The sequence below is a fragment of the Streptomyces sp. NPDC058000 genome (assembly GCF_042886435.1).
In the GTDB taxonomy this organism is placed as follows: Bacteria; Actinomycetota; Actinomycetes; order Streptomycetales; family Streptomycetaceae; genus Streptomyces.
Genome location: NZ_JBHVQS010000090.1, coordinates 1 through 26,375 on the forward strand (window position 1 = coordinate 1; position 26,375 = coordinate 26,375).

General features: G+C 73.0%; 24 protein-coding genes and 1 pseudogene. 11 read left to right on the forward strand and 14 right to left on the reverse strand.

Features of this window, described 5'->3' with window-relative positions:
- Positions 1-226: 226 nt before the first annotated feature.
- From hflX to miaA, 6 genes are all read right to left on the reverse strand, one after another.
- A complete protein-coding gene (gene hflX, locus ACFVT2_RS40765; RefSeq protein ID WP_390026822.1) occupies positions 227-1,714 on the reverse strand; it encodes a GTPase HflX in 1,488 nt (495 codons plus the stop codon).
- 237 nt (positions 1,715-1,951) lie between these two features.
- Entirely contained in the window at positions 1,952-3,586 is a 1,635-nt protein-coding gene (locus ACFVT2_RS40770; RefSeq protein ID WP_390026825.1) for a M1 family metallopeptidase, read from the reverse strand.
- Positions 3,587-3,715: 129 nt separating this feature from the next.
- Entirely contained in the window at positions 3,716-5,869 is a 2,154-nt protein-coding gene (locus tag ACFVT2_RS40775) for a RelA/SpoT family protein (RefSeq protein WP_390026828.1), read from the reverse strand.
- Between the two features lie 221 nt (positions 5,870-6,090).
- Positions 6,091-6,969 (reverse strand): diaminopimelate epimerase, encoded by an 879-nt coding sequence (dapF, locus tag ACFVT2_RS40780; RefSeq protein ID WP_390026830.1) that lies wholly within the window; start codon positions 6,967-6,969, stop codon positions 6,091-6,093.
- Positions 6,970-7,042: 73 nt separating this feature from the next.
- Positions 7,043-7,597: a hypothetical protein gene (locus ACFVT2_RS40785; RefSeq protein WP_390026832.1), complete on the reverse strand. Its 555-nt coding sequence runs from the start codon at positions 7,595-7,597 to the stop codon at positions 7,043-7,045.
- 109 nt (positions 7,598-7,706) lie between these two features.
- A complete protein-coding gene (gene miaA / locus ACFVT2_RS40790; RefSeq protein WP_390026834.1) occupies positions 7,707-8,645 on the reverse strand; it encodes a tRNA (adenosine(37)-N6)-dimethylallyltransferase MiaA in 939 nt (312 codons plus the stop codon).
- A gap of 183 nt (positions 8,646-8,828) precedes the next feature.
- On the opposite strand from miaA, the gene ACFVT2_RS40795 reads away from it, so the two are divergent.
- A complete protein-coding gene (locus ACFVT2_RS40795; protein WP_390026836.1) occupies positions 8,829-9,332 on the forward strand; it encodes a hypothetical protein in 504 nt (167 codons plus the stop codon).
- A 115-nt stretch (positions 9,333-9,447) separates the two neighbouring features.
- Here the strand turns inward: ACFVT2_RS40795 and ACFVT2_RS40800 are convergent, their stop codons facing one another.
- The 3 genes from ACFVT2_RS40800 to ACFVT2_RS40810 all read right to left on the reverse strand — a co-directional run bounded on the left by ACFVT2_RS40800 (position 9,448) and on the right by ACFVT2_RS40810 (position 12,435).
- Positions 9,448-10,167: a class III extradiol dioxygenase subunit B-like domain-containing protein gene (locus tag ACFVT2_RS40800; protein ID WP_390026839.1), complete on the reverse strand. Its 720-nt coding sequence runs from the start codon at positions 10,165-10,167 to the stop codon at positions 9,448-9,450.
- A gap of 51 nt (positions 10,168-10,218) precedes the next feature.
- On the reverse strand, positions 10,219-11,742 hold the full coding sequence (gene miaB / locus ACFVT2_RS40805) for a tRNA (N6-isopentenyl adenosine(37)-C2)-methylthiotransferase MiaB (RefSeq protein WP_390026842.1): 1,524 nt from the start codon (positions 11,740-11,742) through the stop codon (positions 10,219-10,221).
- Between the two features lie 75 nt (positions 11,743-11,817).
- Entirely contained in the window at positions 11,818-12,435 is a 618-nt protein-coding gene (locus tag ACFVT2_RS40810) for a maleylpyruvate isomerase family mycothiol-dependent enzyme (protein ID WP_390026844.1), read from the reverse strand.
- Between the two features lie 117 nt (positions 12,436-12,552).
- Here ACFVT2_RS40810 and ACFVT2_RS40815 point away from each other — a divergent pair, with 117 nt between their 5' ends.
- Both ACFVT2_RS40815 and ACFVT2_RS40820 read left to right on the forward strand, forming a co-directional pair.
- Positions 12,553-13,491 carry a LysR family transcriptional regulator gene (locus tag ACFVT2_RS40815; protein ID WP_390026846.1) on the forward strand — a complete coding sequence of 313 codons (939 nt, stop codon included), beginning with the start codon at positions 12,553-12,555 and terminating at the stop codon, positions 13,489-13,491.
- Positions 13,492-13,539: 48 nt separating this feature from the next.
- Positions 13,540-14,532, forward strand: a complete 993-nt coding sequence (locus tag ACFVT2_RS40820; RefSeq protein ID WP_390026848.1) for a TAXI family TRAP transporter solute-binding subunit — start codon at positions 13,540-13,542, stop codon at positions 14,530-14,532.
- Between the two features lie 62 nt (positions 14,533-14,594).
- Here the strand turns inward: ACFVT2_RS40820 and ACFVT2_RS40825 are convergent, their stop codons facing one another.
- Complete coding sequence (locus ACFVT2_RS40825; protein WP_390026850.1) at positions 14,595-16,049, reverse strand: ATP-binding protein; 1,455 nt, start codon at positions 16,047-16,049, stop codon at positions 14,595-14,597.
- A 15-nt stretch (positions 16,050-16,064) separates the two neighbouring features.
- Positions 16,065-16,808 carry a response regulator transcription factor gene (locus tag ACFVT2_RS40830; protein ID WP_390026852.1) on the reverse strand — a complete coding sequence of 248 codons (744 nt, stop codon included), beginning with the start codon at positions 16,806-16,808 and terminating at the stop codon, positions 16,065-16,067.
- 283 nt (positions 16,809-17,091) lie between these two features.
- Between ACFVT2_RS40830 and ACFVT2_RS40835 the strand changes: the two genes are divergently transcribed.
- The 8 genes from ACFVT2_RS40835 (at position 17,092) to ACFVT2_RS40870 (ending at position 23,842) form a co-directional block, all read left to right on the forward strand.
- Complete coding sequence (locus ACFVT2_RS40835; RefSeq protein WP_390026855.1) at positions 17,092-17,877, forward strand: amino acid ABC transporter ATP-binding protein; 786 nt, start codon at positions 17,092-17,094, stop codon at positions 17,875-17,877.
- 56 nt (positions 17,878-17,933) lie between these two features.
- On the forward strand, positions 17,934-18,845 hold the full coding sequence (locus tag ACFVT2_RS40840; RefSeq protein WP_390026857.1) for a glutamate ABC transporter substrate-binding protein: 912 nt from the start codon (positions 17,934-17,936) through the stop codon (positions 18,843-18,845).
- 165 nt (positions 18,846-19,010) lie between these two features.
- Complete coding sequence (locus ACFVT2_RS40845; RefSeq protein ID WP_390026860.1) at positions 19,011-19,658, forward strand: amino acid ABC transporter permease; 648 nt, start codon at positions 19,011-19,013, stop codon at positions 19,656-19,658.
- Between the two features lie 91 nt (positions 19,659-19,749).
- Positions 19,750-20,685, forward strand: a complete 936-nt coding sequence (locus tag ACFVT2_RS40850) for an amino acid ABC transporter permease (protein WP_390026862.1) — start codon at positions 19,750-19,752, stop codon at positions 20,683-20,685.
- Positions 20,686-20,870: 185 nt separating this feature from the next.
- Complete coding sequence (locus ACFVT2_RS40855; RefSeq protein ID WP_390026864.1) at positions 20,871-22,688, forward strand: FAD-dependent monooxygenase; 1,818 nt, start codon at positions 20,871-20,873, stop codon at positions 22,686-22,688.
- On the forward strand, positions 22,681-22,767 hold the full coding sequence (locus tag ACFVT2_RS40860) for a putative leader peptide (RefSeq protein WP_311044721.1): 87 nt from the start codon (positions 22,681-22,683) through the stop codon (positions 22,765-22,767). The genes ACFVT2_RS40855 and ACFVT2_RS40860 overlap by 8 nt, the downstream gene beginning before the upstream one ends.
- Before the next feature lie 95 nt (positions 22,768-22,862).
- Complete coding sequence (locus ACFVT2_RS40865) at positions 22,863-23,402, forward strand: cysteine dioxygenase (protein WP_390026865.1); 540 nt, start codon at positions 22,863-22,865, stop codon at positions 23,400-23,402.
- Positions 23,402-23,842, forward strand: a complete 441-nt coding sequence (locus tag ACFVT2_RS40870) for a rhodanese-like domain-containing protein (RefSeq protein WP_390026867.1) — start codon at positions 23,402-23,404, stop codon at positions 23,840-23,842. Before ACFVT2_RS40865 ends, ACFVT2_RS40870 begins: the two co-directional genes overlap by 1 nt.
- Before the next feature lie 177 nt (positions 23,843-24,019).
- On the opposite strand, the gene recX is transcribed toward ACFVT2_RS40870, so the two are convergent.
- The 3 genes and pseudogenes from recX to ACFVT2_RS40885 form a co-directional block, all read right to left on the reverse strand.
- Positions 24,020-24,688 (reverse strand): recombination regulator RecX, encoded by a 669-nt coding sequence (gene recX / locus ACFVT2_RS40875; protein ID WP_390026869.1) that lies wholly within the window; start codon positions 24,686-24,688, stop codon positions 24,020-24,022.
- Positions 24,689-24,694: 6 nt separating this feature from the next.
- Positions 24,695-25,813: a recombinase RecA gene (gene recA / locus ACFVT2_RS40880; protein ID WP_390026871.1), complete on the reverse strand. Its 1,119-nt coding sequence runs from the start codon at positions 25,811-25,813 to the stop codon at positions 24,695-24,697.
- A gap of 242 nt (positions 25,814-26,055) precedes the next feature.
- Positions 26,056-26,375, reverse strand: a pseudogene (locus ACFVT2_RS40885) (AI-2E family transporter); the annotation flags it as partial.

The following is a 26,375-nucleotide window of genomic DNA, read 5'->3' on the forward strand; positions in this document are numbered from 1 at the left end:
GGTCGGCCCCTGGGGGGGGCCGCCCCCCACCTGGGCACGGAGCCCATGTCTATCTTCGACTCTATGACAAAGAGGGGGGCGCGCAAGCATTACGCAGGTGCGGGGGGGCGCCGGACCCCGGCGCCACCCGTCCGTACCGCCCACGCACACGGCGAAGGCCCGCCCCGGTGAACCGGTGGCGGGCCTTCGCCGTGTCGTGTCTGCGCTGCGGCGCGGTCCCGGGCCCTCAGGCGGCCGGGACGAACGGCCGGAACTCGGCGGCCAGTTCTTCGTGGACCCGGGCCTTGAGGACCGTGCCGTCGGCGGTGTGCTCCTCGGAGATGACCTCGCCCTCGGCGTGCGCCCGCGAGACCAGGGCACCCTGGGTGTAGGGCACCAGCACCTCGATCTCGACCTGCGGGCGCGGGAGTTCCGCGTCGATCAGGTCCAGCAGCTCCGTGAGGCCCGCGCCCGTGCGGGCGGAGACCACGAGGGCGCGCTTCTCCTGGCGCAGCAGCCGCTGGAGTGTCAGCGGGTCGGCCGCGTCGGCCTTGTTGACGACCACGATCTCGGGCACCTCCGTGGCGCCCACGTCGCGGATCACCTCGCGGACCGCCGCCAGTTGCTCCTCCGGCACCGGGTGCGAGCCGTCGACCACGTGCAGGATGAGGTCGGCGTCGGCGACCTCCTCCATGGTGGAGCGGAACGCCTCGACGAGGTGGTGCGGCAGGTGCCGGACGAAGCCGACGGTGTCGGCGAGGGTGTAGAGCCGCCCGCTGGGGGTCTCGGCCCGCCGGACGGTCGGGTCCAGGGTGGCGAACAGGGAGTTCTCCACCAGGACGCCGGCGCCGGTGAGGCGGTTGAGCAGCGAGGACTTGCCGGCGTTGGTGTAGCCGGCGATGGCGACCGAGGGGACCTTGTTGCGCCGGCGCTCCTGGCGCTTGACGTCCCGGCCGGTCTTCATCTCCGCGATCTCCCGGCGCATCTTCGCCATCTTCTCGCGGATCCGCCGCCGGTCCGTCTCGATCTTGGTCTCACCGGGACCACGGGTGGCCATACCGCCGCCCGCCGAACCGGAGCCACCGCCACCCATCTGCCGGGACAGCGACTGACCCCAGCCGCGGAGCCTGGGCAGCATGTACTGCATCTGTGCCAGCGAGACCTGCGCCTTGCCCTCCCGGGACTTGGCGTGCTGGGCGAAGATGTCGAGGATCAGGGCGGTCCGGTCGACCACCTTGACCTTGACGACGTCCTCCAGGTGGATCAGCTGGCCCGGGGAGAGCTCACCGTCGCAGACCACGGTGTCGGCCCCGGATTCGAGCACGATGTCGCGCAGCTCCAGGGCCTTGCCGGAGCCGATGTAGGTGGCCGGGTCCGGCTTGTCGCGGCGCTGGATGAGGCCGTCGAGCACCAGGGCACCGGCGGTTTCGGCCAGTGCGGCCAGCTCGGCGAGGGAGTTCTCCGATTCCTGCACCGTCCCGGACGTCCAGACGCCGACGAGCACCACGCGCTCCAGGCGCAGCTGTCGGTACTCGACCTCGGTGACGTCTTCGAGCTCGGTGGAGAGCCCGGCGACGCGGCGCAGTGCCGCGCGCTCGGAGCGGTCGTACTGGTCGCCGTCACGCTCCCCGTCGATCTCGTGGCTCCAGGCGACGTCCTCTTCCATCAGGGCGTCGGCCCGAAGGCTCTCGGGGAGGCGCTGCCGGTCCTGCGGAAGGGAAGAAGAGGAGGTCATTTGATCCTTTGCGTCGTAGGGAGGCCCCCGGGGACCGGTCGGTCCCGCCGGGACGGGTGGCTGTGCCGTTCGCTCTGCTCAACGTCCGGGTCGCCCCGGAGATTCCCGGGTGCCGGCCGGTGTCGGCCCGTTGATGGTCGCATGGCCGGGAGACGGGCGTCACGCGGGTTTTCCGGTGTTTCCCGCACGGACCGGTGCCTCCCGTACGGACCGCGTGACGCCCGCTCCCGGCGGCGGTCACCCCTTGTGGAGGTGCGGTGCACCCGGCGTGGTCACCATAAGCCGCTCCGCCGACCGGGGCTTCTTGCCGTTCACCGGGAGCTTCTGGGCCGCCTGGGCCTTCCACTCGGGGTGTCCGGGCATCGGCGGGGTCTTGGCGCCGTAGAGCCACTCCCACAGGAAGCCGGAGAGGTTGTGGCCGTAGATGTCGGAGGCCAGCGAGATGAAGTCGGCGGTGCCGGCCACCCCGTCGCGGTGCTTGGCCACCCATTCACGTTCCAGGCGGTCGAAGCCGGCCTTGCCCATCTTGTGCTGGAGGGCGTACAGGACCAGGGCGCTGCCGTCGTAGACCATCGGCCGGAAGATGCCGATCTTCCGGCCATGGTCGGGGAGCTTGGGCAGGGCCGGCGGGCCGCCCTCCGCGCGCCAGCCGTCGGACGCCTGGTACGCCCGCTGCATCCGGGCCTCCAGGGAGGCCCGCTGGTCGCCCTTCTCCTGGGCGTAGAGGGCCTCGTACCAGGTGGCGTGGGCCTCGTTGAGCCAGACGTCGGACCACCGGCGGGGGCTGACGCTGTCGCCGAACCACTGGTGGGACAGCTCGTGCACCATCACCGACTCCACGTACCAGTCGGGTAGCTGGACGGTGGTGAACAGGCGCTTCTCGAAGAGCGAGAGGGTCTGGGTCTCCAGCTCGAAGCCGGTGCTGGCGTCGGCGATCAGCACCCCGTACGTCTCGAACGGGTACGGCCCGACCTTCCGCTCCATCCAGGCCATCTGCTCCGGCGTCTTGGCGAGCCAGCGGGTGAGCGCGCGCTGTCCGGTGGCCGGGACGACGTCGCGGAGCGGCAGTCCGTGCGGTCCGCGGCGCGTCAGCACGCTGGACCGCCCGATGGAGACCTGCGCCAGCTCGGTGGCCATGGGGTGGGCGGTGCGGTACGTCCAGGTGCGGCGCGGGCCGCGGGTGCCCGCGCCGACGGGCAGTCCGTTGGCGACCACCGTCAGGCCCTGGGGCGCGGTGATGTGGAAGGTGAAGTAGGCCTTGTCGGAGGGGTGGTCGTTGCAGGGGAAGACCCGGTGCGCGGCGTCGGCCTGATTGGCCATCGCCAGTCCGTCGTTGGTACGGATCCAGCCGCCGTTGACCTTGCCGCGCGGGTCGCTGGTGTGGTGGACGACGATCCGCAGGTTCTGCCCGGGGGAGATGTGCCCGGCCGGGGTGAGTACCAGGTGCTCACCGGCCTGCTCGTGCTTGGCGGGCGCCCCGTCGACCTGGACGGAGCGGACGGAGCCGTCGGCGAAGTCGAGGTTGAACCGGTCGAGGTTGGAGGTGGCCCGGGCGTTGATCACGGTGACCGCGTCCATCGGCCGGTCGTTGTGGCCCGAGTAGTCCAGGGAGATGTCGTACGAAGTGACGTGGTAGCCGGGGTTGCCGAGCGTCGGGAAGAGGCGGTCGCCGATGCCCTCCGGGTCGGCGGGCTGCGGCGCGGCCGCGGCAACGGTGGCGGCGATCGCGAGGCCGAGGGCGGCGACCCGGCGGGGCGCCCGGCTGCGGCGGGCGCGGGGGCGCTCCGGGTCGGCTACGGAACGGTCGGCGGTGGCGCGGTCGAGAACGGGCCCGTCGGGCTCACGGGACGGGCGGCGCAAGGGAAGCGACATGGGCTACCGCTATCAGCGCGGCCCGCCCGCCCGTGGACGGCACGGCAGGACGGCACCCGAATGAGCGGCGGCTCGGCCATCCGGCTTGCGCCCGCGCGCCCGATCTGCCCTCGGCCGGGCGTGGGTTGTCTAGGGCCGCACCGTTGTGGTGGCCCGGACCACGTCGAAGACGCCTGGCACCTGGCGCATCGCGCGCATCAGGGAGGGGAGTCCGGCGGCGTTGGGCAGGTGGAGGGTGTAGGTGTGCCGGACCAGTTGCTCGTGCGGGGGTTCGACGGCGGCGGAGACCACCGCGGCGCCCTGGGCGGCGATCGCCTCGGTCAGGTCGGGCAGCAGGTGCGGCCGGCTGAACGCCTCGGCCAGGAGCGTCACCCGGCAACCGGGGCCGCCCGTACCGGCACCGCGCCAGCGCACCCCGACCGGCTGCCGCCCCATCGCGGCCATCCGGGCCACCGCGGGACACAGCGCGCGGTGCACGGTGACGGTGCCGCCGCGGACCGCGAAGCCGGTGACGGTGTCCGGTGGCACCGGGGTGCAGCAGCCGGCCAGCCGGACGGTGGCGCCGGGCAGGTCGGCCACCGCGAGGCCGGAGGCGGTGGCGGCGTGGTCCGGGCCGGCGGGGCGGTGAACCGGCACCCGGCGGCGTTCGTTGCGCCGGCCGGCGGGTGCGGCGGGCGGCTCACCGGCGCCCTGGGGCCGCGCCAGCCACCGGGAGATGGCGAGTCGGGCGGCGGGGGTGCGGGCGTGGTCGAGCCACTCCGGTGAGGGGCCGGCGGAGTCCTGGGCCATCAGCAGGTGGAGGCTGTCGCCGTCGTGCAGGACGGTGCCGAGCGTGACGAGGCGGCCGTTGACCCGGGCGCCGATGCAGCCGTGCGCGGCGTCGCCGTGCCGGGTGTACGCCGCGTCCACGCAGCTCGCCCCGGCGGGTAGTCCGATGGTGCCGCCGGGGCCGTCCGCGGCGGCGCCGGCGCAGAAGACGGTGATCTCTCCCTCCTGGGCGAGGTCGTCGCGGAGCGAGGTCCAGAAGGTGTCCGGGTCGGGGGTGGTGCGCTGCCATTCCAGCAGGCGGTCGAGCCAGCCGGGGCGGGTCGGGTCGGCCCGCTCGCCCTCGGGGGTGTCGGTGCCGTCGGTGGGGGCGTACGGGTTGCCCAGGGCGATCACCCCGGCCTCGGCGACCCGGTGCATCCGGTGGGTGCGGATCAGGGTTTCGGCGACCTCACCGGTCTCTCCGCTGATGGCGGTGTGCAGCGACTGGTAGAGGTTGAACTTGGGGGTGGCGATGAAGTCCTTGAACTCCGAGACCACCGGGGTGAAGCAGGTGTGCAGCTCCCCGAGGACGGCGTAGCAGTCGGCGTCCTCGGTGACCAGGACCAGCAGCCGCCCCAGGTCCGCGTCGGTGAGCCGGCCGCGCGTCAGCAGGACCCGGTGCACGGAGACGAAATGCCGTGGGCGGACGAGGACTTGGGCGTCGATGCCGGCGTCGGCCAGGATCGTCCGGGCCCGGGCGGCGAGCGCGGCGAGCGGGTCGGCGCGGCCGGCGTACGAGGCGACGAGGTGTCGGGTCGCGGTGTACTCCTCGGGGTGCAGGACCGCGAAGACCAGGTCCTCCAGCTCGGTCTTGAGCGCCTGGACGCCGAGGCGTTCGGCGAGGGGGATCAGCACGTCGCGGGTGACCCCGGCGATCCGGGCCTGCTTCTCCGGGCGCATCACGCCGAGGGTGCGCATGTTGTGCAGCCGGTCGGCGAGCTTGATGGACATCACCCGGACGTCGTTGCCGGTGGCGACCAGCATCTTGCGGAAGGTCTCCGGCTCGGCGGCGGCGCCGTAGTCGACCTTCTCCAGTTTGGTGACGCCGTCGACCAGGTAGCAGACCTCGGCGCCGAACTCCGCCCGCACCTGATCGAGCGTCACATCGGTGTCCTCGACGGTGTCGTGGAGCAGGGAGGCGGTCAACGTCGTGGTTTCCGCGCCGAGTTCGGCGAGGATCAGGGTGACCGCGAGCGGGTGGGTGATGTACGGCTCGCCGCTTTTGCGCGTCTGGCCGCGGTGCGAGGACTCGGCGAGTTGGTACGCCTTGCTGAGGATGCCCAGGTCGGCTTCGGGATGGTGGTGGCGGTGCACCTTGGCGACGTGCTCCAGGGCGTCCGGGAGGCCGTCACGGGCGGCCGGGCCGAGGAGTGCGGCGCGGCCGATGCGGCGCAGCCCCCGGAGCGCCGGCCGGGGGCGGCCGCGCCTGCGGTCCGCTGCTTCAGGGTTACCAGGATTCGTGGCCTCTGCGCTCATGGGCACCTCCGGCGGCGTCGACCGGCGGTGGGACGCCGTCAGTTCGGGCGCCTGGGCCGGTGCTTGATGCTACCGAGCCCATCACGCAGCGCTGTCCGCCTCTCGCTCAGCGTGAAACGGATCACCCATTCGAGGGAAGTTTCTGGCCGGAACCGTTTCTCCTCGCCGAAACCGCTTCCCCTGGACGAGGGGCGTGCTCCGGCGCCCCTCGTCCCGGCCCGTCAGCCGGCGAGTGCGCCCGCCAGCCACTCCGGTGCGAAGGTGCCCTCGGCGACGATCACGGCCGGACCGGTCATCTCGACCGTGCCGTCCGGCAGCTCGGCAATGGTCAGGCTGCCGCCGAGCACGTCGACGGTGTATGTCACCGGGGTGCCGGTCACGGCCGGGTCCAGGCCGTCGCGGCGGGCGGCGGCGACGGCCACCGCGCAGGCGCCGGTGCCGCAGGAGCGGGTCTCGCCGGAGCCCCGCTCGTGCACCCGCATCGCCACATGGCGCGGGCCGCGGTCCACGACGAACTCGATGTTGACGCCTTCCGGGTACACCGCGGCCGGGCTGAACTGCGGCTGCGCGCGCAGCTCACCGGCGTGCGCCAGGTCCTCGACGAACGCGACCGCGTGCGGATTGCCCATGTTGACGTTGCGGGCCGGCCAGCTGCGCCCGCCGACCTCGACCACCACGCCGTCCTCGGGGAGCTCGGCGCGGCCCATGGAGACCGTGACGTCGCCGGTCTTGGCGAGGTGCACCCGGCGCACTCCGGCGCGGGTGGCGATCGTCACGTCACCGGCCTCGACCAACCCGGCGTGCAGCAAGTACCGGACGAAGACCCGGACGCCGTTGCCACACATCTCGGCGATCGAGCCGTCGCCGTTGCGGTAGTCCATGAACCACTCGGCCTCTTCGGCCATCGCGCGCGCCTCCGGGTGCGCGGCGGACCGCACCACGTGCAGCAGGCCGTCGCCGCCCACTCCGGCACGTCGGTCGCAGATCCGGGCGACGGCGGTCGCGGGCAGGTCGAGCCGGCCGTCCGGATCCGGGACGATCACGAAGTCGTTCTCGGTGCCGTGGCCCTTGAGGAAAGCGATGCGCTGCGTGCTGGTCACCCCTGAATCCTACGGCCAGCACGGCGGAGCGGCCGGGCGGGGCGGGGCCCCGGCACCGGGCCGGGTGCGGGCCTCAGCGGAGGCGGGCCACCCGCCAGATGGCCAGGGCGGCGACGACGGCGACCACGACGGCGTACAGGAGCACCACCCGCCAGCTGGCGCGGCGTCCGGAGCCGCGGGCCGGGAGGCCGGGCCAGGTGTGGCCGACCCGGCGGGCCGCCATCATGCCCGTGCCGGCGGCGCAGCAGCACAGCAGCAGGCCGAGCATGGCGATCACCGCGCCGCCGTCGCCGCCGAACTCGAATGCCAGCGGGAAGGCGAACATCAGCGAGCCGACGGCGGCCAGGGCGACGATCGGGGCGAGCTGCCACAGCCGGAGCCGCCGGGGCGGGCGCAGGTCGCGGAAGGACTCGCCGCCCTCGGGGGACGGGCCCGGTTCGGCGTCGGGGCCGTCCGAGGCGTCGAGGGTGGCCGGGTGGCCGTCGGGGATGCCGTCGTCGGGTGCGGGGAGGTGGTCGTGGGGTGCGGGGTGGACGTCCTGGGCCGCCGGGCCGTCCTGGGTCCGCGGTGCGACCCCGGCGCCGTCCTGGTCCGGTTGTTGGGCTCGGTTGCGAGGGCTGGCCTCCATTGCCACGCGCCCTCCCCACTGCCAGATTGCACGCCTCGATCGAAGGTCGATGATGACACGCCCTCAGCGGCCCGGAGGACGGCCGGAGCGTCCCGATGCCATGACGTGATCAGGCTGTGACCGGTCGTTCGAGCAACGCCAGTGCCAGGGCCGGGAGGTCGGCCCGGCGGTCGGCGGCGCCGCTGAGCCAGTGGACCCGGGGGTCCCGGCGGAACCACGAGTCCTGACGGCGCGCGAAGCGCTTGGTGGCGCGCACCGTCTCGTCGCGCGCCGCCTGCTCGGTGCACTCCCCCGCCAGGTACCCGAGCACCTGCTGGTAGCCGAGCGCCCGTGAGGCGGTCCGGCCCTCGCGCAGCCCCGCGGTCTCCAGCCCGCGGACCTCGTCGACCAGGCCGGCCTCCCACATCCGGTCGACCCGTGAGGCGATCCGCTCGTCGAGTTCGGGGCGCTCGACGTCCACGCCGATCTGCAGGGTGTCGTAGACCGCTTCGTGGCCGGGGAGGTTGGCGGTGAACGGGCGGCCGGTGATCTCGATGACCTCCAGGGCGCGCACGATCCGGCGGCCGTTGCCGGCCAGGATGGCGCGGCCGGCCTCGGGGTCGGCGGCGGCGAGGCGGGCGTGCAGCTCGCCGCTGCCCACTTCGGCGAGTTCGGCCTCCAGGCGGGCGCGGATGGCGGGGTCGGTGCCGGGGAAGTCCAGGGCATCGAGGGCGCCGCGGACGTAGAGGCCGGAGCCGCCGACCAGGACCGGGGTGCGGCCCTCGGCGAGCAGCCGGTCGATCTCGGCGCGGGCGAGCCGCTGGTACTCGGCGACGTTGGCCGCGCGGGTGACGTCCCAGATGTCGAGCAGGTGGTGCGGGACGCCCTGCCGCTCCTCGGGGGTGAGTTTGGCGGTGCCGATGTCCATGCCCCGGTAGAGCTGCATCGAGTCGGCGTTGATGACCTCGCCGCCCAGGTGCTGGGCGAGCGCGACGCCCAGGTCGGACTTTCCGGCCGCGGTGGGGCCGACGACAGCGATGACCCGCGGAGCGGGGGCGACGGTGTTCACCCCGTCAGTCTCGCAAACCTCGCGGTGCCCTCTCGAACGAGCGACGTGACGGGGCACGGATGCCGTCGTTGCCTGAATGCGAGATCCCCGAACGCCGGTGCGCTGCCGGGGCCCGTCGGGCGACGCAAGGGGACGCTCCGGGCGACGAGGGATTTCGCCCACATGAGGAGCGTAGGAGCAATTATGGGCGTGTTTTCGCGGTTCCGCCGGCACAAGTCCGACGCGGCGGAGGAGAGTGCCGCGGCGGCCGCGGCGGAGGCTGCGGCGGAGGGGACGCCGGGGACGGACGAGGCCGCCGCCCCGGAGCCGGCCGGGACCGGGACCGCGGCGCAGGCGCCGTCGGAGGCCCCGGTCGAGGCGCCGTCTGAGGCGGCGCCGCAGACCGCGGAGTCCGGCGCGGAGTCCGGCGCGGAGTCCGGCGCGGAGTCCGGCGCGGAGGGCCCGGCAGGGAGCGCAGCGGAGAGCACCGCGGAGAGCACCGCGGAGGATCCGGCAGAGGACGCGACGGCCGCGGCGGCGGATGCCGGGGCGGACGACACCGGGGCCACCGCGGACGGGACGGCGGCGGACGGGACGGAGCCGGAGTCCGCCGGGGCGCCGGCCGCGGAAGGCGGCGCCGCGATCCCGCGGCAGCAGTCGGCGGCTTCGACGATGGGCAGCGAGGCCGGCGAGGGCGCGCAGAAGTAGCCGCCCAGGGGCGGACACGGCGCGGCGGACGGCGGGGGCTACGGCTCTCCCGGTCCGCCGCGCCGCTGCGTCTGCGGCGCGGGTGGCGTGTTGCGGCGCTCCCGGCCGAACCGGGCTACGTCCAGGCCGCCACGACGTAGCCGACGCCGTAGGGGGCCTCCTCGCACAGCAGTTGGCCGCGCAGCCCGGCGCCCTCGGCGGCGCCCGCCAGGACGTGCCAGCAGGACCGCCCGGACACCATCAGGTCGGCGGCGAGCCGTTCGTCCAGGGTGGTCAGGGCGGTGGTGTCGGCGGCCCCCAGGGCGCGGGCCGCGCCGGCGTCGAACGCCTCGGCCCGCTCGTCGAAGTAGCCGGGGGCCTTGACCGAGCGGCGGGCGCTGCCGTCGCCGAGCACCAGCAGCGCAACCCGGGACGCGGAACCGGCGAGCTCCCGGCCCAGCGGCAGGCAGCGGTCCCCGGGCAGGTTCTCGGCCACCCCCAGCCCCTCCACGGGCGCGTCGGACCACTGCGTACGGGACAGCAGCCAGGCGCCGACCGCCAGTGCGGGCGGGAGCTGCGGCCCGGCCGTAGGCGCCGGCCCGGCCGTTCCCAGCGTCACGTCGAGGTCCACCCCGAAGCCGCGGAACGAACCGGTGGCGCCCTGCGGATACCGTCCCTCACCGGCCTCGTCGGTGGTCGGGCCGAGGACGACCAGCCGGTCGGGGCGGGCCGCGGCGAGCACCCCGAGCGCGTCCAGACAGGCGGTCCGCACCGGGTCCAACTCCGGTGCGGCGCCCGCGGCGACCTCGGGGACGAGCAGCGGCGGACAGGGGCAGATGGCGGCGGCTACGAGCATGCACGCAGCGTAACGCCCGGGCCGTCGCGCCGGTCCCCGGGCCGGTCGGGATCAGTCGCGACCGCAGCCGCTCGTGGCGGCCGGCAGCGGCGCCGGGACGCCGACCTTCGGCAGGCCGAGCAGGACCCCGGTCGGCTTGGCGGCCTCCGCCGCGGTGCGCTTCTCCCAGGCGTCGCCCGCGCGGGTGCGGCGCACGCCGAGGACCGGGCCCTCGGCGAGGAGGTGGTGCGGGGCGGCGTAGGTGATCTCGACGGTGACCACGTCACCGGGGCGCACCGGCTCGTCCGGCTTGGTGAAGTGGACCAGGCGGTTGTCGGCGGCGCGGCCGGAGAGGCGGTGGGTGGCGTCGTCCTTGCGGCCCTCGCCCTCCGCGACCATCAGCTCCAGGGTGCGGCCGACCTGCTTCTTGTTCTCGTCCCAGGAGATCTCCTCCTGGAGGGCGACCAGGCGCTCGTAGCGGGCCTGCACGACCTCCTTGGGGATCTGGCCGTCCATCTCGGCGGCCGGGGTGCCGGGCCGCTTGGAGTACTGGAAGGTGAATGCCTGGGCGAACCGGGCCTCGCGGACGACGTGCAGGGTCTGCTCGAAGTCCTCCTCGGTCTCGCCCGGGAAGCCGACGATGATGTCGGTGGTGATCGCCGCGTGCGGGATGGCGGCACGCACCTTCTCGATGATGCCCAGGTAGCGCTCCTGGCGGTACGAGCGGCGCATCGCCTTCAGGACGGTGTCGGAGCCCGACTGAAGCGGCATGTGGAGCTGCGGCATGACGCCGGGCGTCTCGGCCATCGCCGCGATCACGTCGTCGGTGAAGTCGCGCGGGTGCGGGGAGGTGAAGCGGACCCGCTCAAGCCCCTCGATCTTCCCGCAGGCGCGCAGCAGCTTGCTGAACGCCTCGCGGTCGCCGATGTCGGAGCCGTAGGCGTTGACGTTCTGGCCGAGCAGGGTGATCTCGGAGACGCCCTCGGCGACCAGGGCCTCGACCTCGGCGAGGATGTCGCCGGGCCGGCGGTCCTTCTCCTTGCCGCGCAGCGCCGGGACGATGCAGAAGGTGCAGGTGTTGTTGCAGCCGACGGAGATGGAGACCCAGGCCGCGTAGGCGCTCTCCCGGCGGGTGGGCAGCGTCGAGGGGAACGCCTCCAGCGATTCGGCGATCTCGACCTGCGCCTCCTCCTGGACGCGGGCGCGCTCCAGGAGGACCGGCAGCTTGCCGATGTTGTGCGTGCCGAAGACGACGTCCACCCAGGGCGCCTTCTTGACGATGGTGTCGCGGTCCTTCTGGGCCAGGCAGCCGCCGACCGCGATCTGCATGCCGGGGCGTCGGGCCTTGGCCGGCGCGAGCCGGCCGAGGTTGCCGTACAGCCGGTTGTCGGCGTTCTCGCGCACCGCGCAGGTGTTGAAGACGACGACGTCGACCTCGTCCTCGCCGGTGCCCTCCGGGGCCCGTACGTAGCCCGCGTCCTCCAACAGGCCCGACAGCCGTTCGGAGTCATGGACGTTCATCTGGCACCCGTAGGTGCGCACCTCGTACGTTTTCGCTTCGGCCACTGCTCCACCGGCCACGTCGTTACCGCTCACCCGTCCAGGGTACGGGCTCCCGCCTGAGCGTTCTGCGGCCCTGCGCGCGTGACGGTGTCACGGGGCGGGCCGGGCTCAGGCCGCGGCGAAACGGGCCCGCGGTGCACCGCGGAGCCGGCCCGCGGGGAGTTTCCGGCCGAAGGCGACCATGAGCAGGTCTTGGGCGGTGCCGCGGAGCGGGGTTCCGGTGCCGTAGGACCAGTCGAGGTCGTCGGCGTGCAGGGCGACGCCGTCGAGGGCGGCGCCGAAGAACTTCAGGCCGCGCGGGGTGATGCCGGCGAGCAGGACGCGCAGTCGGTCCTCGGGGACGCGGCGGTCCAGGCCGAGCGGGACGGCGATGTCGAGGCCGTGGACGACGTCGTGGCCCAGGGCCGCCGCGAAGCCGCCGACGGGTGGCGTCCAGGGGTGGTGGGCGTGGTCCCGTAGGGCCGCGGCGAGGGCCGGCGGCGGGAGGGCGGCGGCGTCCTTGCGGGCGCAGCGGTCGGTCATCCGGTTCAGGCTGCCGCGGGCCTTGAGGAGCTCGACGGCGATCTTGGGGAACGGGTAGCGGAAGCCCAGCGACATGTGGGCCGCGACCTCCCGGACCCGCCAGCCCGCGCAGAGCGAGGGCGCGTCCCACTGCTCTGGCGAGAGGGTGTCCAGCAGGTCGGCCAGTTCGCGGCGCTCGGCGGCGATCGCGGCGCGGATGTCCATCGTGGTGCCCCCTGTCCAGTCCGGCCCGGTACGCGGTGGGCCGCTCGACCTCCAGGATCTTGGCGGCGCGACCATAAGTCCAAGAGTTTGATCTTCTCGCAACTAGAATTCCCAGTTATGGAACTTCGGCAGTTGCTGTACTTCGTCACGGTGGCGGAGGAGGCCAACTTCACCCGGGCCGCGGCGCGGCTGCACCTGGCACAGCCGGGGGTCAGCGCCCAGGTCCGGCAGCTCGAACGGGAGCTGGGGCAGCCGCTGCTGGACCGCTCGGGTCGGTCGGTGACGCTGACCGAGGTGGGCGCGGCCGTGCTGCCGTACGCGCGGGCCGCGCTGGCCGCCGTCGAGGGCGCGCGGCAGACCGTGGCGGAGTTCACCGGGCTGCTGCGCGGTCAGGTCACCCTCGGGCTGGTGTCGGGGGCCGACACGGTGTGGGAGAGCGAGGCGGTGTCCCTGTTGGCGGACTTCCACGACGCCCATCCTCAGGTGGACATCGCGCTCACCGCGGACGGTTCGGAGCGGATGCTCGCCGCGCTGCAGTGCGGCGAACTGGACCTGGCGCTGCTCGGGACCGCCGACGAGGAGCCCCCGGCGGGCCTGTCGTTCCAGATCGTCGTGGACGAACCGCTGGTCGCGGTGGTCGCCCCGGACAGTCCGCTGCTGGCTGCCGCGGAGGACGGGCGGGTTCCGTTGGCCGCGCTGCGCGACGTCCCGTTGATCAGCCTGCCGCGCGGTACCGGGATCCGCGGGGTGCTGGAACGGGTCTGTGCCGACGCCGGGTTCCGGCCGCGGATCGCCTTCGAGGCGGCCGCGCCCAAGCTTCTCGCCGGGCTCGCGGCCCGCGGCCTGGGCGTGGCGGTCGTCCCCGCGGCCGCCGCGGCGAGGGCCGGTGGGCTGCGGACGCTGGAGTTCCGCGGGGTCCGGCCGCGTGGCCGGATCGCGCTGGCCTGGCGGGCCGACGGACCGGCCGGACCGGCGGCCCGGGCGCTGCTGGAACACCTGCGGATGGCCTTGGGAACACCGGGCCGACCCGGTGATCGGACGGCGGCGAAGACGTGACCTTCCGCCCCCTCCCGCCGGCGCCTGCGGACTGGCAGGATCCCGCCCATGGCGATACTCCCCCGCCCCGGCCGCCGCCGGGCGCTGACCGCTGCGACCGCGGCCCTGGCCCTCCTCGGGCTGGTGCTGTGGTTCCTGCAGCCGGTCGGGTCCGCCGCGCCCCGGGGCCGGGTGACGCTGGCCACCGGCGTGCCGACCGGGGTGTACGCGCGCTACGGGGAGTTGCTGAAGGACGATGTCGCGCGGGAGCTGCCCGGGGTGGACCTGCGGTTGCAGCGGAGCGAGGGGTCGATCGACAATCTGCGCCAGTTGGTCTCCGGGCGGGCGGCGTTCACCATCGCCACGGCGGACGCGGTGGCGGACTACCGGGCCCGGCACGAGGCCGGCGCGGACCGGCTGCGGGCCTGCGCCCGGCTCTACGACGACTACATGCAGCTGGTGGTGCCCCGGGGCTCCACGGTGCGTTCGGCCCGTGACCTGCGGGGGCTGCGGGTGGGGGTCGGCGCGGACGGATCGGGCGTCCAGCTGATCACCCGGCGGCTGATGGAGGCGGCGGGCCTGGACTTCGACACCGACATCACCCCGGTGCGGGTGGGCATCGACCAGATGCCGAGCATGCTGGAGCACGATGAGCTGGATGCGTTCTTCTGGTCGGGTGGGCTGCCGACGCTGGCGGTGCAGCGTCTGGCGCAGCGGTTCCCGGTGCGGCTGGTGCAGCTCGGGGACCTGATTCCGGCATTGCACCGACAGGGCGAGCCGACCCGTTACTACCGGGCGGCGGTGATGCCCGCCGACGCGTATCCGCGTGTCCAGAACGGGCAGGCGGTGAAGACGATCGCGGTGGCGAACCTGCTGGTGACCACGGACCGGGAGGACGCGGCCCTGACGTTCGGGATCACCAGGACCGTCATCAACAGCCGGGACGCGATCGGGCACGTGGTGCACGCGGCGCAGAACGTGGACCTGCGGACGGCGGTGTTCACCGATCCGCTGCCGCTGCATGTGGGGGCCCGGAAGTACTACGTCTCGATCAAGCAGTGATTGCGTCGGTGAATTCGGTGGATTCGGTGGATTCGATGAATGCAGTCAGTGCGCTGGTCGGATCAATGCCGTGATTGCGTCGGTGCAATGCGGCCGGGCGGTCGGATCGCGCTGCGCGGGACGGAGACGGTGACCTCCAGGCCGTGCGGCGGGTGCGGCGCGTAGGCGATGGTGGCGCCGCCGGCGGCGAGCAGCGTACGGGTGATCGACAGGCCGAGGCCGGAGCCGGAGACGTTCTGGTGGCGGCTGCTGCGCCAGAACCGGTCGCCGATCCGCGCCAGTTCGTCGTCGGCGAGCCCGGGGCCGCGGTCGGCGACGGTGATCGTGACGCGTTCGCCGTCGGGGGCCACGGCCACCGTGACCGGCTCGCCGGCCGGGGTGAACTTCAGGGCGTTGTCGACCACCGCGTCCAGGCCGCTGGAGAGGGCCACCGGGTCGGCCCAGCCGGTGACCGCGGGGTGGCCCTCGTAGGTGAGGCGGACGCCCTTGTCCTCGGCGAGCGGGCGCCAGGCGTCGACGCGTTCGGCGGCCAGCGCCGCGACGTCGGTGAGCTGGAGGTCGGCGGCGGTGTGCTCGGCCAGTGCCAGGTCGAGGAGGTCGTCCAGGACCCGGGCCAGCCGTTTGCCCTCGGTGCGTACCGAGGCGATCTCCTCGTTGCCCTCGGGGAGTTCGAGGGCCAGCAGCTCGATCCGCAGCAGTAGCGCGGAGAGCGGGTTGCGCAGCTGGTGGGAGGCGTCGGCGACGAACGCGCGCTGCTGTTCCAGGACGTCCTCGACATGGTCGGCCATCTCGTTGAACGAGCGGGCCAGCCGGCGGAGTTCGGGCGGTCCGGCGGTGGCGGCGACCCGGGCGTTCATCTGGCCGGTGGCGATGTCGTGGCTGGCCGCGTCGAGCACCCGGACCGGTCGCAGCACCCAGCCGGTGAGCCGGAACGCCGCCGCGACGGCCACCAGCATGGCCACGCACTCCCCGGCCGCGACCAGCAGCCAGTCGTGCAGGATGCGCGAACGCATCTGTCCGGTGGGCGAGTCGGTGACGACCACGGCGACCACGTCACCGTCCCGGATGACGGGCGAGGCGACCGCGATCCGGCCGGTGTCGTCCCAGGGCCAGACCTGGTGCGGGTCGTGGCTGCGACGGCCGGCCAGCGCCTCGCTGAACGCCTGGGCGCCCTCGCCGTCCGTGGGCACCGCCAGGTCCTTCGGGGCGGCGGCCATCGGGGTGTGGTCGCGGTAGAAGACGCCGGCCCGGATCCCGTAGAGCTCCTGATAGCGGGTGAGTTCGGCCCGGAGGGTGGCCAGCCGCTCGTCCTCCTCGGGGGTCTTGCTGCCGGCGGCGGCGCTGGGGCGGGCGGTGACGAACTGGGCGAGGGAGGCGAAGCGGGCGGCGTCGTCGATCCGGTCGACCACCACCTTCTGCTGCTCCACCCCGGCGGTGATCACGCCGAGCGGGACGCCGAGCGCGAGCAGCACGCCGGCCATCAGGACGATGAGGAGCGGGAGGAGTCGGGTGCGCACGGGGCCGGGCAGCCGTCAGGGGGCCGGTGGCCGGGCAGCCGCGGCGGGACCGGCGGCCGGTGCGGCCAGGCGGTAGCCGACGCCGCGGATCGTCTCGATCAGCGCCGGCATCCGCAGTTTGGCGCGGAGCGAGGCGACGTGCACCTCCAGGGTGCGGCCGGTGCCCTCCCAACTCGTCCGCCAGACCTCGCTGATGATCTGCTCCCGGCGGAAGACCACACCGGGGCGCTGCGCGAGCAGGGCGAGCAGGTCGAACTCCTTGCGGGTGAGCGGGACCACCGCGCCGTCCACGGACACTTGGCGGGTGGGGAGTTCGACCGTGAGCGGTCCGAGCCGCAGCGGCTCCCCGGGGCCGCCCTCCTCGTCCGGCTGGTCGCCGGGGACGCCCGTGGCGCCGGTGCGCCGGCTCACCGCGTGGATGCGGGCCAGGAGTTCACCGGTGTCGTAGGGCTTGACCACGTAGTCGTCGGCGCCGAGGTTGAGGCCGTGTATCCGGGAGCGGACGTCGGAGCGCGCGGTGACCATGATGACCGGGGTCGAGGAGACCTTCCGGATCCGGCCGCACACCTCGAAGCCGTCCTGGTCGGGCAGCCCGAGGTCGAGCAGCACCACGGCGAACGGCTCGGCGTCGTCGGGCAGCAGGGCCTGGAGCGCCTCCCCGCCGCTGCGGGCGTGCACGACGGTCAGGCCGTGTCGGGACAGCACCGCGGACAGGGCCGCGGCGACGTGGTTGTCGTCCTCGACGAGCAGCAGTCTCATCGGGCCCCTCCTCTCGGTGTGCGTACGGGCCACAGGGCATCTACGGCGATGGGGGGCCCACCCGTCAAGAGGCCGCCACCTCCGGGTCGCCATCCGTTACCCAGCCGGTACCCCCCGACGACATACCGTCGGTAACTGCGTCACACACCCCCGGACCGCGCCTTCACCCTAAGTGTCCGTTTGCGGCCGGATCGTTATGCTCAATTCTCCCTCAGATGTAATGACGCTGGTCGCAGGCCGTTATTAGGGTCCTCCCAACCGAGGAGGACGGAGCTGTACGCCGATGAGCGAAGTACCGGTGACGAAGACCGCCGGGGGTCCTGCGCCCACGGGAGACCAGTTGGTCGTACTGGACAGCGTGAACAAGCACTTCGGCGCGCTGCACGTGCTCCAGGACATCAACCTGACAATCCAGCGCGGCGAGGTGGTCGTGGTGATCGGGCCCTCCGGGTCCGGTAAGTCCACCCTGTGCCGCACGATCAACCGCCTGGAGACCATCGACACCGGCAGCATCAGCATCGACGGCAAGCCGCTGCCCCAGGAGGGGCGCGAACTGGCCCGACTGCGCGCCGACGTCGGCATGGTGTTCCAGTCCTTCAACCTCTTCGCGCACAAGACGGTGCTGGAAAACGTGATGCTGGGCCAGACCAAGGTCCGCAAAACGGATAAGGCCGCCGCGGAGACGAAGGCCCGTACGCTGCTCGACCGAGTCGGCGTCGGCGCCCAGGCGGAGAAGTACCCCGCACAGCTTTCCGGCGGCCAGCAGCAGCGGGTGGCGATCGCCCGCGCCCTGGCGATGGACCCGAAGGTGATGCTCTTCGACGAGCCGACCTCGGCACTGGACCCGGAGATGATCAACGAGGTGCTGGACGTCATGCAGCAGCTCGCCCGGGACGGGATGACGATGGTCGTGGTCACCCACGAGATGGGGTTCGCGCGTTCCGCGGCGAACCGGGTGGTCTTCATGGCGGACGGCAAGATCATCGAAGAGGCCGAGCCGAATCAGTTCTTCAACAACCCGCGCAGTGACCGGGCGAAGGACTTCCTGTCGAAGATCCTTCACCACTGAGGCCGCGGTTGGGCCACCATGATTGCCAACACCTGTTGAACCAAAGGATGTTCACCATGAGGATGCGTAAAACGGCTGCGGCGGGTGCGGTGGTGCTCGCGCTGGCGGCGACGGCGACCGCCTGCGGGGGCCAGTCGGGCTCGGCGGGCGACAAGCAGCCCGGTAGCGATGTCTACAGCGCCGACTACAAGGCCGCCAAGGACGTGAAGATCGACTCGGCGACGCTGAAGAAGGCTCAGGCGGCCGGCAAGATCACCATCGGCGTCAAGGCCGACCAGCCGTTCCTCGGCTTCAAGGACCCGGCGACCAACACCTACTCCGGCTTCGACATCGAGATCGCCAAGATGATCGCCGCCGACCTGGGCTTCTCCGCGAAGCAGATCACCTTCCAGACCGTCGACTCGAACGTCCGTGAGACCGCCATCTCCAAGGGCCAGGTCGACTACTACGTCGGTACGTACACGATCAACGACGAGCGCAAGAAGCAGGTCAGCTTCGCCGGCCCGTACTACACCGCCGGTGCCGACCTCCTGGTGCGCCAGGACGACAAGGCCATCGCCGGGCCGGACTCCCTCAAGGGCAAGAAGGTCTGCTCGATCGCCGGCTCCACCCCGCTCCAGGAGATCAAGAAGCCGAAGTACGGCGCGGTCACCACCGAGCTGTCGAAGTACTCGGACTGCGTGAAGTCCCTGCTGGACGGCTCGGTCGACGCGGTCACCACCGACGACGCGATCCTCAAGGGCTACGCCGCCCAGCGCCCGGGCAAGCTCCGGGTCGTCGGGAAGCCCTTCACCAAGGAGCCCTACGGCGTCGGCCTGAACAAGGACGACAAGGCCCTGCGCGACGCCATCACCACCGCGCTGGAGAACCACATCAAGAACGGTGACTACAAGAAGGCGTACGAGGGCACGCTCGGCAAGTCCGGCTCCCCCTACGTCGCCCCGGAGACGCCGCTGCCGCGCTACTGAAGGCCCGCGCACGCACCGGACCGCGCCGCCCCGTACGCCCGCCGCGACGGGTGTACGGGGCGCGCTGTCTTCCGCACGCCCCGCTGACCTGCGAGCGGTCTCGCGCAGTTCGCCGTAGTACCCGCCGTTTCCCGCCGCCGACCCGACCGCTACCGCGGAGACCCCATGAACGTACTCCTCGATTATTTGCCCGAGTTCCGGGACGGGTTCCTCGGAACCCTGGCGATCACCGCGTCCGCCGCGCTGCTCGCGCTGGTGCTCGGCGTGCTCATAGCCGGTTTCCGGGTCTCTCCGGTCCCGCCGCTGCGCGCCTTCGGCACGGCCTGGGTGACGGTGCTGCGCAACACGCCGCTGACGCTGCTCTTCCTGGTCGCGTTCTTCGTCGTGCCGCAGATCCTCTTCCAGGGCGCCAGCCCGTACATCCTGGCCACGCTGGCGCTCGGCTTCTACACCTCCTCGTTCGTGTGCGAGGCGGTGCGGTCCGGTATCGGCACCGTGCCGCTGGGGCAGGCGGAGGCGGCCCGCAGCCTGGGCATGACCTTCACCCAGACGCTCCGGATGGTCGTGCTCCCGCAGGCCACCCGTACCGTGCTGCCCCCACTGAGCAGCATCATCATCGCGCTCACCAAGAACTCCGCGATCGCCGGCGCGTTCGGCTACGGCGAACTGTTCAACGTCTCCAAGCTGCTCAACGACAGGGGCTACCCGATCGCCTGGATCTTCCTGTGGACGGCGCTCGCCTACCTCGTCATCACCTTCTCGGTCAGCGGCCTGTTCAAGCTGCTGGAGCGCCGACTGGAGGTCGCCCGATGAGCGGATCCGACGGCTGGAACAACAGGAACGACACCTGCGGGCGGGCACCGTCGCCGCGCACCGGCGGTACGGGACGAAGCGAGGTAAGGGCATGAGTGGCGCGAGCGTTCTCTACGACGTGCCGGGGCCGAAGGCGAAGGCCCGCAACCGCATCTACAGCGTCATCGGCGCACTGGCGGTGCTGGGGCTCTTCGCCTTCGCATTCCTGCGGCTGAATTCCAAGGGCCAACTGGACCCGGCGGTCTGGCAGATCTTCAACTACGCCGGTGTGCGGACCAGCATCCGCGACGGCATCCTGACGACCCTGCAGGTCTTCGCGGTGGCGGCGGTGCTGTCGCTGGCTCTGGGCCTGCTGCTGACCGTGGCCCGGGTCTCCGACCACAAGCCGATCCGCTGGGTGGCCACCGGCTTCATCGAGCTGTTCCGCGCGGTCCCGCTGCTGATCACCATCTACGCGCTGTGGGTCATCCTCCTCACCAGCCGGGACGCGCTGGGCCTCACCGGCAGCCAGCCGCAGTTCTGGGCACTGGTCGCGGGCCTGACGGTCTACAACGGCTCGGTGCAGGCCGAGGTGCTGCGGGCCGGCATCAACGCCGTGCCCAAGGGCCAGCGAGAGGCCGCGTACGCGCTCGGCATGAGCAAGACGCAGGTCATGATGACCGTGCTGATCCCGCAGGCGATCCGCGCGATGCTGCCGACGATCATCAGCCAGCTGGTGGTGACCCTCAAGGACACCTCGCTCGGCTACATCATCACCTTCGAGGAGCTCCTCTACACCGCCCGCCTGATGAGCACCAACATCCTCGTCAACGGGAACGACACCTACATCCCGGTGATCACCGTCATCGGCGGCATCTACGTGGCGATGTGCCTGGCGCTGTCCGCCCTGGCCAACTGGATCGAGCGGCGCGGGCGCCGGGCCCGCACCGGCATCGGGGTGGCCCCCGCCGCCGAGCCGGTAGCGGCCGCGGATGCCGCGGAGTCCGCCGTTCCGGCCACCGACGCACCGGCGGCCACGAAGGACTGACGGGACGTCCGGTCGCACCGCGGCCGGTACCGGACCGTCCGGAGGCGGTGGCAACGGCGCCACCGCCTCCGTCACTTGACGCCGGCGGCCGCAATGGGTTGCATACGCTGTGTGATCACGCACCGGGCTCCCACCGCCAGTTCCCGCACGTCCCGTACGTACCGCCGGATCCAGGGAGCCGCCCCGTGGAGCCGGTGATCGTCGTCGGGGCCGGCCCGGTCGGTCTCGCCCTCGCCCTCGCCCTGACCCGGCACGACGTGCCCGTCGTCGTCCTCGACGAGTCCGCCGGCCAGGAGGAGGCCCGGCCCGCCCGCACCGTCGTACTCCGCCCGGACACCGCGGCATTCGCCGCCCGGCTCGGCTGCGCGGACGTCCTGACGAGCGCCGGCGCCCGCTGGTCGGCGTGGCGCACCATGCGGCGCCGCCGGCTGCTGGAACGGGTCGCCTTCGCCGACGACGGCACCGACGGAACGGACCGGGACGGGGCCGCCGCCGGCGCCTCCCCGGTACACCTCGCGCAGCACGCGCTGACCCGCGCGCTGCGCACCGCGCTGTCCGGCGAACCGCTCGCCCAGGTCGTCTCCGACAGCCGGCTGGCCGCGGTCGAACAGGACGGCAAGGGCGTCAGCGCCCAGACCCGCGGCGACAACGGGACGTGGTGGCGCGGGAGTTACCTCGTCGGCTGCGACGGCCCGCGGTCCACCGTCCGCAAACTGCTGGACATCCGCTTCCCGGGCCGCACCGCCGTCGAACGGCACGCGGTGGCCACGCTGCGCACCGAACTCCCCTGGCCCGGCGAGGCACTGCTGCACCGCTCGCCGGCCCGGCACGGCGGTGGCCGGGTCAGCGAGGTGTCCGCCCGGCCGCTGCCCGGCGGGACCTGGCGACTGGACTGGCTGCTGCCCCCGGGACGCGAGCTGGTGACCCCGGACGCCCTGGTGGCCCGGATCCGCGACTCGCTGGGCGGCTGGGCCACGGAGGCCGCGGACGGATCCGCCGACGAGGGCACCGCGGCGGGCGGACGCGGACACACCGGCCTGGTCCCGCCCTACGAACTCCTCGACACCGGCGTCCACACCGTCCACCACCGGCTGGCCCGGACCTGGCGGCAGGGTCGCGCCTTCCTCGCCGGCGACGCCGCCCACCTGTTGGGCGCGCTGGGCACCCAGGGCCTGGACGAGGGCCTGCGGGACGCCGAGAACCTCGCCTGGAAGCTGGGCCTGGCCTGGCACCACGGTGCCACCGAGACCCTGTTGGACAGTTACCAGGCCGAGCGCCGGGGCGCGGTCGCCGCCCGGTTGCGGGCCGCGGATTCGGCGTTGCCGCTGCTGCGGGACGGCGGCGCGGTGCGCTGGCGGACGGTGCTGCCGGGCGCGGCACGCGGGCGCAGCACCCTGCTGACCGACGGTCACCTGGGCCGCGGTCCGCTCGGGGCGGCCCCGGCCTATCTGCGGACGCCGCTGGCGGCGCCCGTCGACCTGCCCGGCGAGGCGACGGTCGGCACTCTCCCGGGGGCGCCGGTGGTGGACGTGCCGGTGACCGCCTCCGACGGCGCGTCGGTGGGGCTGCGCGACCGGCTCGGGCAGGGGTTGTTGGTGGTGCTGGTGGCACCCGGTACCGGGGTCTGGGACCGGCGGCACTGGCAGTCGGCGGGGTTGATGCCCCGGCTGACGGACGCGGTCGGCGCGCTGCCGATGCGCGCGGAGATCCTGGTCACCGAGGCGTATCCGGGCGCCGCGGCGCACACCGTCCTGGTGGTGCGGCCCGACGGCCATCTGGTCGCCGCGCTGTCCGGGGTCCGCCCTGACGAACTGGCCGCCTGTGCCGACGCAGTGCGCGGCGGGACGAACGGGATGAACGGGGCGGAGAACCGCCGGCCGTCCGCGGACGGGCCCACCCCGGAGCCCGGGGGCGGGCCGGACGGCGCCGCGGCGGAGCCGGCGGCGGACGCGGTGCCGGTTGACCCTCCGGGAAAACCCGTGCTTCACTCCGAGAGTGACTGATCACAGCTCGCGATTCTGGCGGAGGGTCCATCTGGACCTGGTCCGCTATGCGGGCTGCATGTGTCGTCCGTCCTGTTGATCCCCACCGCCGCGGCCGTCGCCGCGGTGGCCTTCCCCGCGCGGCAGTGCGCCGGTATCCGGCGGTCGCGCCCCCGATCACTCAGGACGGTTTCCGTGCCCGACGTACAGATCCCTGCGCGCCCGCGTGCCCGCGCCCACGACGGTGGCCCCAGCGCCGCCGAACTCCTCGACTTCGCCCACCGCACCGCCGCCGATCGCGCGCTGGTCGCATCCCTGCCGCTCGACCCGGAAGGCCGTACCTGGGTCCGGCTGGACGGTCCGGGCGGCAGCGAAGCCTGGCTGATCGGTTGGCCGCCCGGCACCGGCACCGGCTGGCACGACCACGGCGGCTCGCGCGGTGCCTTCGCGGCGGCCGCCGGGGAGTTGACCGAGCAGTCGCTCGCCGCCGCGCTCCCCACCGAGGGCTGGAAGACCCTGGAACTCGCCGACGGCGTCGACCGGGAGCGGCGGCTGGGCGACGGCCGGGGCCGGGCATTCGGCCCGCACCACGTGCACCAGGTGCTCAACCTCTCCCCCGACACCCATGCGGTGTCGGTGCATGCCTACTACCCGCCGCTGCCGCTGATGCGGCGGTACAGCCGCACCGGACCGGTGCTGCGGCTCGAAGAGGTCGAACGTCCGGAGGAGTGGTGATGAGCGCGGTCGACGAACTGCTGGCACGGGCCCGGCGGGGGCTGACCCGGGTGGGCCCGGCTCGGGCCGCGGCGCTCCAGGAGACCGGCGGGCTGCTGGTGGACATCCGCTACGCACAGCTGCGGGAACGCGACGGCACCATCCCCGGGGCGCTGATCGTCGAGCGCAACGAGCTGGAATGGCGCCTCGATCCGACGGGTGAGCACCGCGCCCCCGAGGCGACCCACCACGACCTGCCGATCGTCGTGATCTGCAACGAGGGCTACGCCTCCAGTCTCGCCGCGGTCTCCCTGCACGAACTCGGCCTCCACCGCGCCACCGACCTGATCGGCGGCTTCCAGGCGTGGCGAACGGCGGGACTACCGGTGCGGGAGGCGGGACCACCGGTGGAGGGCCAAGAGCTGCCGGTGGAGGGCCAAGGGCTGCCGATGGAGGGCTGAGGCCGGTCCGATCCTGATCCACCGGACGGGCCATAGGGGTTGTCGTCGAACTCCCGTCGTCCGCCCGGAGAGTGGGCCGGGCACCGGCCCGCAGGGCCGGCGCCGCGGGTCGGCCGCCGCGGCTGCCCCTGATCGGGGCGGGCGGGTGTCGCGGGCGGGCGCGCGGGCCCGGACCGGTCAGGTGTCCGGCAGGTGGTGGTCAAGGTCTTCCGGGTCCTCGCCCTCCTCTTCCAGGGCCTGGCGGACGACGCGGAGGGCGAGGCCCTGCGGGTAGCCCTTGCGGGCCAGCATGCCGGCCAGGCGGCGCAGCCGCTTTTCGCGGTCCAGGCCGCGGGTCGCGCGCAGCTTGCGGTCGACCAGCTCGCGGGCGGTGGACTCCTCCTGCTCGGGGTCGAGTCGGCCGACGGCCTGGTCGATCAGGGCGGAGTCCACCCCTTTGGTGCGCAGCTCGCGGGCGAGGGCGCGGCGGGCCAGGCCCCGGCCGTGGTGCCGGGAGTCCACCCAGGCGTCGGCGAACGCCGCGTCGTCGATCAGCCCGACGTCCTCGAAACGGGCCAGCACCTCCTCCGCGGCCTCGTCGGGGATGCCCCGCTCCCGCAGGGCGTCCGCCAACTGCCGACGGGTGCGCGGACTCCCGGTGAGCAGGCGCAGGCAGATCGCCCGCGCCTGCTCCTCGGGCGTACGCGGCGGTCCCGACCCGGCCCTCGACGGGCGGGAACCACCGCCGTCCCTGGGCGCGGCGCCGTCCTCGGGGACGGCACCGCCCGTCCGGCCGCTACGGTTCTCGGCGTCGCCGGCAGCGCTGCTGGAGCCGGCGCTGTCCGGCCATTCCGTTCGCCGTGTCATGGCGCGTCAGCTCTTGGCCGCCGGGGCCTTGGCGCCCTTGGCGCTCTTGGTCGCCGCCGCTGCGGCCTTGACCGGCTCCTCCTCCGAGCCGGCGGCGGGCGCGGCGGGCTCCGCCGCGTCTTCCTGCGGCTTCACGCCGACGCCCAGCTTCTCCTTGATCTTCTTCTCGACCTCATTGGCGAGATCGGGGTTGTCCTTGAGGAAGTTGCGGGCGTTCTCCTTGCCCTGGCCGAGCTGGTCGCCCTCGTAGGTGTACCAGGCGCCGGACTTGCGGATGAAGCCGTGCTCGACGCCCATGTCGATCAGACCGCCCTCGCGGCTGATGCCCTGGCCGTAGAGGATGTCGAACTCGGCCTGCTTGAAGGGCGGCGCGACCTTGTTCTTCACGACCTTGCAGCGGGTGCGGTTACCGACCGCCTCCGTGCCGTCCTTGAGGGTCTCGATCCGGCGGATGTCGATCCGGACGGAGGCGTAGAACTTCAGCGCGCGGCCACCGGTCGTGGTCTCCGGGGAGCCGAACATCACGCCGATCTTCTCGCGGAGCTGGTTGATGAAGATCGCGGTGGTCTTGGACTGGTTGAGCGCGCTGGTGATCTTCCGCAGGGCCTGGCTCATCAGGCGGGCCTGGAGGCCGACGTGGGAGTCGCCCATCTCACCCTCGATCTCGGCCCGCGGCACCAGGGCGGCCACGGAGTCGATCACGATGAGGTCCAGGGCGCCGGAGCGGATCAGCATGTCGACGATCTCCAGGGCCTGCTCGCCGTTGTCCGGCTGGGACAGGATGAGGTTGTCGATGTCGACGCCGAGCTTGCGCGCGTACTCGGGGTCGAGGGCGTGCTCGGCGTCCACGAACGCGACCTGGCCGCCGGCCTTCTGTGCGTTCGCCACCGCGTGCAGGGTCAGGGTGGTCTTACCGGAGGACTCCGGTCCGTAGACCTCCACGACCCGGCCGCGCGGCAGGCCGCCGACGCCGAGCGCGACGTCGAGGGCGGTCGAGCCGGTCGGGATGATCTCGATGGGCTCCCTCGACCGCTCGCCCATGCGCATGACCGCGCCCTTGCCGAATTGCCGTTCAATCTGTGCGAGTGCGGCGTCCAGCGCCTTCTCGCGGTCGGTGCCTGCCATGGGTTCCACCCGGTTTGCTTGAGTCGATCGCTTCACGTCCATGACGCTAACGCCTGCCACTGACAATGCGCCCGGACCCGGACCCGGCCTGTGGATAACCCGGCGGTCGGCCCGGGATTCCCATGGGCCGGAGCCGCGTCGGGCGGCCGGACACCCAATAAGAATGGATGTTCGATTTTGGTGTCAAGCGCGCCACTCGCCGCACCACCGCACCACCCGCGTCACTCACCGCACCGCCGGCGTCACCCACCGTCCCGTCGCGCCCCGCCCGGCACGGTGTCCCGTTGGCCGCCCGACACACCGGCGCCCGACTGCCGGCCCGCCTCCTCGACCGTCTCCCGGGTCGTCTCCCCGGCTGTCTCCCGGACCGCCTCCCGGGCCGAGCCCGGCGCGGCATCGGCAGCACCGTCCGGGGCCCCGCTCCGACGCCGCGCCCAGAGGCGGACCCGCGGATCCGCGGTGACCTCGTACCGCTTGACGTACGCCCCCAGGAACGCCTGGAGCGTCGCGGTGGCCGGAATCGCGATCAGCGCGCCGACCGCGCCCATCAGGGCCGTACCGG